The 11,423-nt window shown below is 62.3% G+C and carries 12 protein-coding genes; 9 read left to right on the top strand and 3 right to left on the bottom strand.

The genetic code is table 11. From position 1 onward, the window contains the following. Positions 1 to 497 precede the first annotated feature (497 nt). From RCH11_RS17810 to RCH11_RS17835, 6 genes are all read left to right on the top strand, one after another. Positions 498 to 740 carry a hypothetical protein gene (locus RCH11_RS17810; RefSeq protein WP_327058366.1) on the top strand — a complete coding sequence of 81 codons (243 nt, stop codon included), beginning with the start codon at positions 498 to 500 and terminating at the stop codon, positions 738 to 740. A gap of 76 nt (positions 741 to 816) precedes the next feature. Further along, positions 817 to 2,211 (top strand): alpha/beta fold hydrolase, encoded by a 1,395-nt coding sequence (locus RCH11_RS17815; RefSeq protein ID WP_327058367.1) that lies wholly within the window; start codon positions 817 to 819, stop codon positions 2,209 to 2,211. Between the two features lie 11 nt (positions 2,212 to 2,222). Beyond that, positions 2,223 to 3,758, top strand: a complete 1,536-nt coding sequence (locus RCH11_RS17820) for a GMC family oxidoreductase (protein WP_327058368.1) — start codon at positions 2,223 to 2,225, stop codon at positions 3,756 to 3,758. An 8-nt stretch (positions 3,759 to 3,766) separates the two neighbouring features. Further along, the gene (locus tag RCH11_RS17825) at positions 3,767 to 5,584 is read left to right on the top strand and encodes a glycoside hydrolase family 15 protein (protein ID WP_327058369.1); all 1,818 of its coding nucleotides are present in this window, start codon (positions 3,767 to 3,769) and stop codon (positions 5,582 to 5,584) included. Continuing rightward, on the top strand, positions 5,581 to 6,510 hold the full coding sequence (locus tag RCH11_RS17830; RefSeq protein ID WP_327058370.1) for an SDR family oxidoreductase: 930 nt from the start codon (positions 5,581 to 5,583) through the stop codon (positions 6,508 to 6,510). The genes RCH11_RS17825 and RCH11_RS17830 overlap by 4 nt, the downstream gene beginning before the upstream one ends. A gap of 605 nt (positions 6,511 to 7,115) precedes the next feature. Then, positions 7,116 to 7,886 carry a DUF1003 domain-containing protein gene (locus RCH11_RS17835; RefSeq protein WP_327058371.1) on the top strand — a complete coding sequence of 257 codons (771 nt, stop codon included), beginning with the start codon at positions 7,116 to 7,118 and terminating at the stop codon, positions 7,884 to 7,886. A gap of 492 nt (positions 7,887 to 8,378) precedes the next feature. Here the strand turns inward: RCH11_RS17835 and RCH11_RS17840 are convergent, their stop codons facing one another. From RCH11_RS17840 to RCH11_RS17850, 3 genes are all read right to left on the bottom strand, one after another. Then, positions 8,379 to 8,648 carry a hypothetical protein gene (locus RCH11_RS17840; RefSeq protein WP_327058372.1) on the bottom strand — a complete coding sequence of 90 codons (270 nt, stop codon included), beginning with the start codon at positions 8,646 to 8,648 and terminating at the stop codon, positions 8,379 to 8,381. After that, positions 8,645 to 8,974, bottom strand: a complete 330-nt coding sequence (locus RCH11_RS17845) for a DUF7882 family protein (protein ID WP_327058373.1) — start codon at positions 8,972 to 8,974, stop codon at positions 8,645 to 8,647. Before RCH11_RS17845 ends, RCH11_RS17840 begins: the two co-directional genes overlap by 4 nt. A gap of 74 nt (positions 8,975 to 9,048) precedes the next feature. Continuing rightward, on the bottom strand, positions 9,049 to 9,432 hold the full coding sequence (locus tag RCH11_RS17850; RefSeq protein ID WP_327058374.1) for a hypothetical protein: 384 nt from the start codon (positions 9,430 to 9,432) through the stop codon (positions 9,049 to 9,051). A gap of 429 nt (positions 9,433 to 9,861) precedes the next feature. On the opposite strand from RCH11_RS17850, the gene RCH11_RS17855 reads away from it, so the two are divergent. The 3 genes from RCH11_RS17855 to RCH11_RS17865 form a co-directional block, all read left to right on the top strand. Then, positions 9,862 to 10,038 (top strand): hypothetical protein, encoded by a 177-nt coding sequence (locus RCH11_RS17855; protein ID WP_327058375.1) that lies wholly within the window; start codon positions 9,862 to 9,864, stop codon positions 10,036 to 10,038. A gap of 65 nt (positions 10,039 to 10,103) precedes the next feature. Beyond that, complete coding sequence (locus RCH11_RS17860) at positions 10,104 to 10,766, top strand: GAF and ANTAR domain-containing protein (protein WP_327058376.1); 663 nt, start codon at positions 10,104 to 10,106, stop codon at positions 10,764 to 10,766. A 43-nt stretch (positions 10,767 to 10,809) separates the two neighbouring features. Beyond that, the coding region (locus RCH11_RS17865; RefSeq protein ID WP_327058377.1) for a GAF and ANTAR domain-containing protein at positions 10,810 to 11,423 on the top strand (614 nt) is incomplete at its 3' end.

Raw genomic sequence — 11,423 nt, forward strand, 5'->3', positions numbered from 1 at the left:
CCAAATGGCTTGCCAAACGCGACCACCACTCCCACTGGCCACAACCCGAACACAGCCCCCAAATCCGCCTTCAAACACTTAACTGAACGGTATTGAGGCTAAGCACCCCGCTGAAGGTTCCCGTTGCGGGTTCCCTTATCGGCCGCAGCTCGCCCTACACCGACGAGCCAATTCGGAGGGCTGGCGGCAAACGGGGGGGCACTTTGTGGAGCCAAAAAACGACAGCAGCCTCATCCCGTCGATTTCTACTGTCAGCGTTTCCGTTTCAGCTTGAGCTTCCGATTCGGTTGCGGTGTGCCCGCGGATTTGACCGGCTCGTGCAGGACGGTCGGGTCTCCGTTCCCGCCTCCGAGGCTAGCGACGATCGACTGCACAATATCGATGGCAAAAGCCGCCAGTCGATTAAGCACAGGTTTGAGATTGCACATGCGACTACCCTACGGAGGCGGGTAAGCGGGAGGGATGGCTGTCGGTTTGGTTGCCAGGGTTGCAGCAGTGTGTCGAAGATCGTGAATCGTCATGGGTGGGAGTTCGGCAATGCGGAGTGCGCGCTCGGGCCAGGAGCCGTCTTGCTTGGTGGGCGTGATCAGATGCTGACCGAAGCGACCTGGCAAAACCGGGTTGTCTTGGCCATTGCCCATTACAGCCGCATCGAACCCTTCCCGCAGGAAGAGAGGGGAACGGTACCTGTCCGGTCGGCCTCGCCAATCGAGCCGCCGCTTAAATTCTTCACTCGGTAAATGTTCGCGGCCTGCCGCTCGGCGCGGTCCTTGTCAAGCCCTTGGGGCGTCGGCGGTCTTCCGGCAAGCTGGTGTCATGTCAAGCAACAGTGCCCGGGCATCCGCGCGGCCGGTGGCGTTCTGCCTTCATGCCCTGGGCGCGAGTTCTGCCGAGTTCGCTCACCTTCGGGATGCCTTGGCTGGTGAGATCGAGGTAGTCGCCATCGATCTGCCCGGGTTCGGTGACACGGCGTGGGTCGACGGGGCCTCGGTGGAGGAGACGGTCGAGTTCGTCATCCGCCGGATCCGTGCGCATGGTGCTGCGCGATGGATGCTCGTTGGCCACAGCATGGGCGGAAAAATCGCCTCGATCATCGCCGCGCGGACTCTGTCTGGTCGGGCGCCTCTCTTCGGCCTCGCCGGCGTCGTGTTGCTGGCCGCATCTCCCGTGACGTCCGAGCCGATGGCAGAGGACCGCCGCGAGTTGATGATCGGCTGGGCTTCAGAAAGCCACTTGTCTTCCGACGGCCACTTGAGCGACGAATCGGCGCGCGAGTTCGTCGACGCCAACATCGCCGAGCCACTCGCCGAGACGGACATGGCAAGCGCGATGTCGGGCGTGCGGCGTACTGACCCGCTGGCTTGGCGCGCCTGGCTGGAGAGGGGTAGTCGCGAAGACTGGTCTTCAGAAATCGGGGATCTGACTGTGCCAGCTCTCATCGTCTCGGGCGCCCAGGATGGGGAGCTGGGAGAACCCGCGCAGCGCCACCTCAACGGGGCGACCTACCTGGCAGCGAAGTTCGTGACGATCGAGCATGCCGCCCATCTTCTGCCGATCGAGCGACCTCAGGAGGTCGCCGCCGCGATCCTGACCTTCTGGCGTGACCATGCAGGGACGTCCCCGGGGGTTCCCCCGAGCACCGGCCGGGTCATCGCGTCGGAACGGACGAGCGAGCGAACCAGGGGCATCCTATCCCGGCGGGCGCTGGCGGATGACCCTGTTTACCAACCCTTGGTCTTGTCGAGCGAGCAACTAGCGACACTGCGCGACATCGCCGAGCGACTTGTCCCGCAGGGCGATGACGCGATCGACCTCGCCGCTCGTGTCGACCAGCAGCTCGGTCGCGGAGGCGGCGACGGTTGGCGGAACGCGGCGTTGCCCACCGACGTGGACGCCTATCATTTTGGCCTCGACGCGCTGGTCGGATTCGGCGTTCACACCCCGGAGCGACAGGGCGAGATGATCGCGCAGCTGATCGACGGCAGCTTCGTCGCCGAGGGCTCAACGCTGAGCTCGAAGCAGCTACAGTTCTGGTTCGAAGACGCCCGCGTGGATCTGGCTCGTCAGTGGATGGCGCACCCGGCGACCTTCTCACGCGTCAAGTACGACGGCTTCGGCAACGGCGGCGACGGCGTCCGCAAGCAAGGGTTCACCCTTCTCGAAGCCGGCCGCCGAGAAGCCTGGGAACCGAGCGGCGGCGGCACCGAATGAACCTGAGCGGCATGCGCGTGTTCGACCACGCCGACGAGGTCGATGTGATCGTGGTCGGGTCAGGGGCTGGCGGGGCCCCTCTGACCGCGTCCTTGGCGTCAGCCGGGTTGAGAGTTGTGGTGCTGGAAGCCGGCCCGAACTTCGAGCCCGGCGACCACACGCCCGATGAGACCGAGGCAGTCGACATCATCTGGATGGATGAGCGGCTCAGCGGAGGCGAAACACCGACCGCCTTCGGGCCCAACAACAGCGGCCGCGGTGTCGGCGGTTCGACGTTGCATTGGGGTGCCTTTACGCCGCGCCCCGACGCTCGTGACATGTCGCTCCTACGCGAGACGGGTCAGGGTGTCGACTGGCCGATCTCCCCCTCCGAGCTCATGCCCTATGTCGCCCGCGTCGAGCAGTACCTCGGTGTTTCCGGGCCGTCTGACTATCCCTGGGACCCTGATCGGCACTACGCACTGCCGCCGGTTGCGCGCAACGCCTCGTCGGAGATGATGATGCGTGGATGCGAGGCGCTCGGCATCCGCGCCACCGATGCGCCCGCCGCTGTCATCAGCCAGGACTGGCAGCAGGAGGGATTCGGACTGCGCCAGGCTTGCGTCAACTGCGGCGCTTGCCACCAAGGATGCCGCAACGGCGCGAAAGTGTCGATGGATACCAGTTACCTCCCGGTGGCTGTGTCGCGCGGGGCCGAGATCCGCGCTGATTCGACAGTGCACACCATCGAAACGGACGAATCCGGCGCCGTCACCGCCGTGATCTATCGACGTGATGGCGTCGACCATCGCCAACGGTGCGCGATGTTGGTGCTCAGCGCCGGCGGGATCGAGACTCCGCGGCTGCTGCTGCACAACGCACTCGCGAACGGTGGCGGCCAGGTCGGCCGAAATTTCATGGCCCATGGTGGCGTGCAGGTCTGGGGACGATTCGACCAGCTGATGCGGTCGTATCGCGGCTATCCGTCGTCGATCATCTCGGAAGACATGGTGCGCCCGCCTGACGCCGCTTTCGTGGGCGGCTACCTGATGCAGAGCCTCGGGGTGATGCCGTTGACCTTCGCGACGACGCTGATCCGGGGTAGCTCATTGTGGGGTCCGGAACTCACCGAGGCGCTCGAGCGGTACCCCTACATGGCCGGTCTGGGGATCAACGCGGAATGCCTGCCTTCCGACGCGAATCGGCTCACCCTGTCTGACGAGGTCGACGAGCTCGGCGTGCCGAAGGCGCACGTGACCTTCACGGCGGGCGAGAACGAGAAGGCGATCGAGGCTCACGCGGTCACGATGATGACCAACATCGTGTCGGCGGCGGGTGGCAGCGACATCCTGGTTCTGCCGCGATCTGCTCACACCCTCGGGACCTGCCGGCTGGGCGAGACGGCCGACGTCGGGGTGGTTGACGCCGACGGTCGGAGCTTCGATATCCCCAATCTCTGGATCTGCGACACCTCGGTGTTCCCGAGCTCGCTGAGCGCGAACCCGGGCCTCACGATGATGGCACTTTCGCTCCGCACCGCGGATGCCATCCTCAGGGCAGCGCGGTAGGTTGCCGTATGGTCGCCATGAAAGCCCGCACCGACGGCTATGTCGATCTGCGGGATTATGCCGCGATCGGGGACGGCCGCACGGTCGCGCTCATCGCCCGGGACGGCAGCGTCGACTGGCTCCCCATTCCCGATATGGATTCCACCCCGGTCTTCGCCCGGTTGCTGGATGCCGAGGGCGGCGGTCAGATCGAACTCGCGCCGACCGAGCCGTATACCGTGCGACGCAGCTACCTCAGCGGGACGAACGTGCTGCGGACAACATTCACCACGGAGTTCGGGGTCGCACGCGTTACGGACGCGCTGGTCACGGGCCTCGCCGGACGCCTGCCATGGGTCGAGTTGGCGCGTCGCATCGAGGGGATCCGGGGCGTCGTGAAGTTCCGCTGGAAGGTCGCGCCGGGCACCCGTTTCGCCTCGTCGTCGCCGTGGGTCGAAGACGGCCCCCTCGGCAAGATCCTGCGAATCGACACGGTCAACCTCACCGTGCGAGGCATCCAGCACGGGCCGCGCGGCGGTGGCGATCGCGCGATAGCGGGCGGATTCACGACGTCGAAGGGGTCGAGACACCTGCTTGTCGTCGCGGGAACGTCGGATGGCCCGCTTCCCATTCCGGTTGGAAAATATACGGATGCCGCCGTCGACCGCTCCATCAGCGCGTGGCGCGCCTGGTCGAAGGAGTTCAGCTATGACGGCCCCTGGGCGCTCCACGTGCAGCGCAGCGCGCTCGCACTGAAGCTCCTTATGTACGCCTCGACCGGTTCGATCGCTGCGGCGCCAACGACCTCGCTGCCGGAGAGCCTGCGCGGGGGCAAGAATTGGGACTACCGCTACGCGTGGGTACGTGATCTCGCCTATACCGTCCACTCGTTGGTGCGGTTCGGTCTGCGGGAGGAGACGCATTCGGCGGTGGCCTGGCTGCTCCGCGCGCTCAAGGATCACGGTCCCGAACTGCAGATCTTCTACACACTCAGCGGTGAGCTACCGGGGGAGGTCACCACGCACCAGGTACCCGGGTGGCGGGGGATCGGCCCGGTGGTCTCGGGAAACCGGGCGACCGATCAGGTGCAGCTCAGCGTCTTCGGCGACCTCTTCGACGTGATTCGCATCTACGTCAACGCCGGCAACGTGCTGGACGTGGAGACGGGCCGGCTGCTGGAATCCTTCGCTGAACGCACCGCTGGAGCCTGGCGACAGGAAGATGCGGGGATGTGGGAGCTCGAGGAGCAGCATCACAATACCTCCTCGAAGATGGGCTGCTGGCAGGCGCTGGATGCTGCGGCCCAGCTGTGCGAGGCCGGCCACATGCCCGGCGATGCGAAGCGATGGCGAGCCGAATGTGACGAGATCCGAACTTGGATCGACGGGCACTGTTGGTCTGATGCGCTCCAGGCCTACGTCGCCCACGCCGGGGACGAGACCCTGGATGCCTCGGTGCTGCTCCACGCTACGAGCGGCTTCGACCGCGGGCCCCGCATGTCGTCGACCATCGATGCCATCCGGAACGAGTTGGGCAGGGGCCCGCTTCTCTATCGCTACAGCGGAGCCGATCAGGAGGAGGGAGCCTTCGTCGCCTGCTCCTTCTGGATGGCGAGCGCATTGGCCTGCGTGGGTCGCCACGACGAGGCTACGGCGCTCATGGACGAACTCGTCCAGCTCTCGAACGACGTGGGCCTTCTCGCCGAGATGATCGAGCCGAGCGACCACTCGTTCCTCGGCAATCTGCCCCAGGGCCTCAGCCACATCGGGCTGATCAACGCGGCCATCACCATCGAAGAGCTCTCGGGTGCCGACGGGGCATCCCGCTCGGCAAGGAGACAGAAATGACAGAACCCACTGCAACACCCGCCCCCGCGAAGCCAGACCAGTACACCTTCGGCGATCCGCGCACCCGCTACCCCGTCATCAGCCCACCCGTCCAGCAGCAAGACGAGCCCGGTATCCAGTCGCAGATGACGCCGGTGCCCGACCTCGGCGAGGCGACGTACCGCGGAACCGGCCGACTCGCCGGCCGGCGTGCCTTGATCACGGGAGCAGACTCCGGCATCGGTGGAGCAGTGGCTATCGCCTTCGCCCGCGAGGGAGCCGACATTACGATGTCGTACCGCCCAGAAGAGGAGTCGGATGCGCGTCACATTGCCGACGTCATCAAGCGGGCTGGTCGGACCGCGACGTTGGTGCCGGGCGATCTCACCGACCCGGCCTACTGCCGAGCGCTCGTTGACACGGCGGTGAGCGCTATGGGCGGACTCGACGCGGTCGTCAACGTCGCCGGCAAGCAGGTGTGGCAACCCACGCTCGCGGAGCTCAGCGATGAGCAGTTCGAGCAGACCTACGCGACGAACGTCTTCGCACTCTTCTGGATCGTCAAGGCGGCCCTGCCCCACCTCGAACCCGGTTCGACGATCATCAACACCGCATCGCTCGAGGCCTACATCCCCTCACCGGATCGATTGGACTACGCAAGCACCAAAGGCGCAATCAACAACCTCTCGAAGGGGCTGGCCCAGCAGCTCATCCCGCACGGTATCCGAGTCAATGTCGTCGCACCGGGGCCAACCTGGACCGCGCTGCAGGTCACGCGCGGCGTGGACCCGGAGACGCTCCCCGAGTTCGGATCCAGCGAGACGTCGATGGGACGAGCCGCGCAACCGGCCGAGCTGGCGCCGGCGTACGTGTTTCTCGCCTCCGCGGAATCCAGCTTCGTCGTCGGGGAGACCCTCAACGTGAACGGTGGGATGAACACGCCCTAAGAGCAGCCGCCGGCCAAATGGCCGAAGCTTGTTCCGTTGCACTGCCACCGGTTTTTCCGGCTGATCCCATCGGATCTTCCGCACCCGTGTTTTCGGTGTACTAGACCGAGGTGATTATCTACGGCGATGATCTGCTTAACTACGTCCAGCACGAATTCGGCAGCCAGAATATGGCTTCCTCCCGACTCAACTTGCATAGTCTCGAGCTTTGGACACTTTTCGCCTTCGACATATGCCTGGAATAGTCGACCATGAGATTCGGACGTCCCGCTAACCGTTCCTGGTTTAGGACGGTTGATACCGTGCCGGAGCCCATGCTGTCCCAGACGCGGGAGACGCACCTGTTCGAGGTCTAAAGAAACCGCCGCACGCCCTTAGTCGAGGAAGGCCTCCCCACCCGCTCCGAACCGCCGCACACACGGAAGTACCCGCAGGTTCCTCACGATCACGATCACGAACCGCTTATTGTGACAAACATGGCTCACCCCCGAGAATCGAAACGTTCCACGAAAACTTCCCCAACAGCCACGGCTGCGACAGGTGAGGATGATCGCCTTGGGCTGAATACTCGCCTTGGCTTATTCCTCACCAGCAAGGTTGGGTCGATGTGGTCTGTCTACATCACTATCGTTTTTGTCTTCGTCTGGATTGGCCTTGCCAGTATTGGACCGCTGCATAAGACCGACCCCTACCCGTTCCCTTTCCTCCTGTTCCTTGGCAACCTGGTGCAGTTGGTGCTCGTATTCGTAATCCTCGTCGGTCAAGGTGTTCTCGGGCGCAGTTCCGATCAACGCTCCGAGCGCACCTTCACAGACGCGGAAACGATTCTGAGCGAGGTCCGTACCCTGCACTCCCACCTGGCGGAACAGGACAAAATTCTTAACAAGGGAGTCGATCTGGTCAAATCAGAAGCACACCCGCGGGTAAAGGAACGGGAGACGCTGACACCCACCACGGTCAAGGCGCAATATGTAGGTCTGAATGGTCGTATTGCTGCTGCGATTACGAAAACTGTCAGCACCATGTGGGCGTTCTATTTCGCTGTGCTTTTCCAGTTCGGTTGGATTGGATTGGCCTTGGCCGGAATCATCACCTTCGACCCTTACCCGTTTGCATTTCTTCTCTTCATCTCCAGCCTGCTCCAACTCGTGTTCATGTTCGTCATCATGGTTGGGCAAGATGTCCTCGGCCGGGCAGGGACCCAGCGGGCCGAACAGACCTACCTCGATGCAGAAGCAGTCGTTCATGAATGCCGAAGACTCCAGCGCCACCTCACTGAACAAGACAAAGCGATCGTCGCCATCTGTAATTACATCGAGTCAGAAGCCCCGCAAGACCACCCGATTCGACGAACACTGCCCACCGTGACCTTCTAAAAAACACCTCACCCGACCACGAACTAACTTCGCATCTGACACAGCGCCGGGCGATTTGACCGCGCTGGAGTGATCGAATTGATGTCGCTCGCAATTCCCCTTGCGGCGCCGACAGTAACCGCGGCGGCCAACTGGCTCGCGACCAAAGTTTGCTGAAACATCGCTGATGTGACCGACCAGACTCGGGGATAGACCATATCGATGGTGGACTCGAAGGACCCTGTCGACGCGCCAGACTTGCAGAGCCGATGAATGCTACTTATCGACCAGTGCAAAGCAGGAAGATCAAATGGCCTCCTGAAAATTTCCTGAACGAGTGAACCGTTCCGGGATCCGTGTCTGAGGCGGCGGCACCGTTCAGGCCGACAGCCCCATAAGAGATCCGCCACATTCGGCGAACAACTTGCGTCCGTCCATGCTTCGGGCGACTGTGAAGCGTTCCGACAATGCTGGTGTTATCGGATGATTCGCGGGGCTTGCGGGTTATTCTCTTTAGCTTGCGATGACACTGGTGTCGGCTGGCAGCAGTATTTCGACAAACTTTCCACTCGAGGTCGAGGTGCGGGTAGTGATGGTGCTGCGTTGGGGTGCGAGTCCTTGCGCGGCCCAATCGACGTGAATTATGCCAGCGGTAACGGCCTCGCGAACGCCCGTTTCGGTCACGTCGGAAATGCCGACCATATTGTCCAATAATTGGGCTAACTTGAATTGGGTTTCATCGACAACGAACTCGATATCGATCAGAACCCGTTGCCGGATCACCCTGCCGATCGAAGGAGAATAGGGACCTCGACTGGTTCGGCCACCAGACGCAGTCCGGTGGGAGCATCCGCGGTGGCGGCGATGAGCTGTAACCATTGCTCGTTGATGCGCGGTGCCCGGTTCCCGTTGAATCGGAATCGAAGTTCCGTTGAGGGGCTAATCCACAAAGTCTCCCGACCACTGCCAATATCGGTTGATCTGTCGAAACAGAATGCGGCGCTTTTGCCCGCGCGCAGCAGACTCAGCAGGACCACTTTCAGATGGGCGAGGGGACGGTCGTCGATTTCGACCGCGTAACTGTTGTTGCCGTAGTAAAGGAAACCCATTGAACACACACCCTGTGCTTGCGGGAATTGAGGCGACAGTCCGCCCCGCTTCATCTGGTCATTCGGTCAATTGGTCACTGGTCAGACGGTTGCTTCTTCCAACGGTGGATTTTTACTGCAGCGCTGTTTTGGCGCCGACGCAGTGGGCGGAACAACGCAGTATCACCAGCGCGGGTCGCGGGGTCGCGTTCTGGTTCGATGATGCCGCTGAAGTTTGGGCGGTCGGTCACTGCTGCCAAAGCCAGTTCGAACGAATCAACGTACGCCCAGCTGATCGGCGCAGCTAACCACAGCACTTCGTATCGGTCGTTGGCTAGACGTTCGATGTAGCCGAGGAGCCGACCTGAATCACCCTGGTCGATGGACGAGTTCGAGATACGCCAACCGGTCCGGTTCAAGCGGATCACCTCGATCCCCGGGTTGGTGTGCGATGAGGAACGTACCTCTTGAAGTGTCATCTGGTCCGTGCCTCCAGCTCAGCGGTCTGCGACTCGCCGGTCGTTCGGGGGAGGCGCGCGAACGCATGCGACTTGGTTGGGAACCCGGTCCGCAGGAACTCGTCGCTGAGTTCCATCACTTCGAGCTCGTGGGGTTTTGTATCGGTGAATGCCCAGAACCGACCGTCAGCGCGGGCGAGGCGACTATCGCACACCCGCCACGACCCGGCGTTGGGATGTTCACAGTACAGCGCGCCCGCACGGTGATCGTCTCCTCGACCGGTAGTGGCGGGGAGCAGAGAAGTTGGTGAGACAAAAAAAGTCACAGTGGCCCCAATCCAAAGAGAAATTCGGATGCACCAAGGGCTGGAGTGACGATTCCTACTGTGACGTTTCATGGACCGGATGTCAACTTTCCGTCCGCTCTCGCGGGCGAGGGTGATGCTCCGGGTGACTGTGCCGCCTGCGATCAGCCTGCACGTGTGCGGTAACGTAGAAAAGCTTGTCCCGGATCCGGCAGTTTTATGGCGAAAGGTCACGACGGTGATGTGGTTGAACGACATCCGTTTCACGCAAACGCAGGTCGGCGGCCTGCGTTTAGTCTTCGAGCGGGACGGATCGGTGTGACCGACTCGGCCAATTCGGAGGCGGACCTTCGGCCTGTCGACGTACACGATTTATGTCTTCCGTTTTTGAGTTCTCTTCCCGTCTCCGGTGCTTCCGTTGCGGTGACAACAGCATCCGGTGTGCGGATGACGCTCTGCTCGAGTGGCGTGATCGCGGCGCGTATTGACGAGCTGCAGTTCGAGCTCGGTGAGGGGCCCCAAAGTTCGGTCGCGCGGTCAGGCCACATCGTCATGGTCCCGGATGTTGCCGCGGGAGGCCACGATGACTGGCCGGTGCTGGGTGCAGCGCTTGGCGAGTTGCCTATCGGCGCGATCTTTTGCGTTCCCATCCAGATGGGTGCGGTCACGGTCGGGGTTGCGACCCTCCATAGCGACAGACCTCTCTCGTTGGACCATCACCAGCAGACCACGGCGTTGATGATCGCATCCGCAATAGCGGCAGGAGCTGTCCAGCAGGCAATGGTGTCCGCGTCCGATGACACGGCTGTGGAGTCGGCGGCGGCGCCGGCGCTTCGACGAGAGGTTCACCAGGCCACCGGCATCGTTCTTGTTCAGTTGAACACGACCGCAACTATCGCGTACGCGCGGTTACAGGCCTACGCTTTCGCTAACGGGATAACCGTTCTCACGGTCGCCCGTGATGTGGTGGCCGGCTTGCTCACGTTCGAAGATACCCACCCCCGTGACAATAACTTAGGAAAAGAAGATGATGACAACCGAGACACGTGAGAGCAAGCTCAGCGCGGCTTTCGTCAAACTCGCCGACACTCTCGTGACTGAATTCGATGTCGTTGACCTCCTGCACTGGCTTGTTGGGCAGTGCACCGACATTCTCGATACCCAGGCGGGCGGGCTCATGCTGGCCGACCCGACGGGCCAGCTTCAGCTGGTGGCCTCAACGAGTGAAGAAGCTGAGCTGGTGGAAATCTTTCAACTCGCTGCGGGGGAGGGCCCCTGCCTTGATTGTTTCCGAACAGGCACCCCGGTGACCGTCGGTAACATCGAAGTCGATGGGGGGTCCTGGCCCACGTTTTCAGCAGAGGCGCTGAAATTCGGCTTCCGATCCATTCATGCCACCCCGCTGCGCCTTCGGGGGCAAATCATTGGCACCATGAACCTGTTCAGCCATCACATCGGCGCGCTTGTCTCGGAGGATATTGCTGTCGCCCAAGCGCTGGCTGATGTTGCCACGATCGGGATTTTGCAGGAACGTCACATTCGCAGCGCCAATGTCGTGGCGGAGCAGCTCCAACGTGCCCTTGATTCGAGGATTTTGATTGAGCAAGCCAAGGGCGTCCTCGCGGCCACGATGAACACCACTATGAATGATGCCTTCGCAATCATGCGCACCTACGCCCGAGACCGGAACCTTCCCTTGCGTCAGGT

This window comes from Glaciihabitans sp. GrIS 2.15, assembly GCF_035984695.1.
In the GTDB taxonomy this organism is placed as follows: domain Bacteria; phylum Actinomycetota; class Actinomycetes; order Actinomycetales; family Microbacteriaceae; genus Lacisediminihabitans.

Bases quoted from the DNA above. Each gene is read 5' to 3' on its own strand.
- RCH11_RS17835 (WP_327058371.1), top strand. From the start codon at position 7,116: ATGTGGTCTGTCTACATCACTATCGTTTTTGTCTTCGTCTGGATTGGC.
- RCH11_RS17815 (WP_327058367.1), top strand. From the start codon at position 817: ATGTCAAGCAACAGTGCCCGGGCATCCGCGCGGCCGGTGGCGTTCTGC.
- RCH11_RS17830 (WP_327058370.1), top strand. From the start codon at position 5,581: ATGACAGAACCCACTGCAACACCCGCCCCCGCGAAGCCAGACCAGTAC.
- RCH11_RS17845 (WP_327058373.1), bottom strand. From the start codon at position 8,974: ATGGGTTTCCTTTACTACGGCAACAACAGTTACGCGGTCGAAATCGAC.
- RCH11_RS17820 (WP_327058368.1), top strand. From the start codon at position 2,223: ATGCGCGTGTTCGACCACGCCGACGAGGTCGATGTGATCGTGGTCGGG.
- RCH11_RS17825 (WP_327058369.1), top strand. From the start codon at position 3,767: ATGGTCGCCATGAAAGCCCGCACCGACGGCTATGTCGATCTGCGGGAT.
- RCH11_RS17850 (WP_327058374.1), bottom strand. From the start codon at position 9,432: ATGACACTTCAAGAGGTACGTTCCTCATCGCACACCAACCCGGGGATC.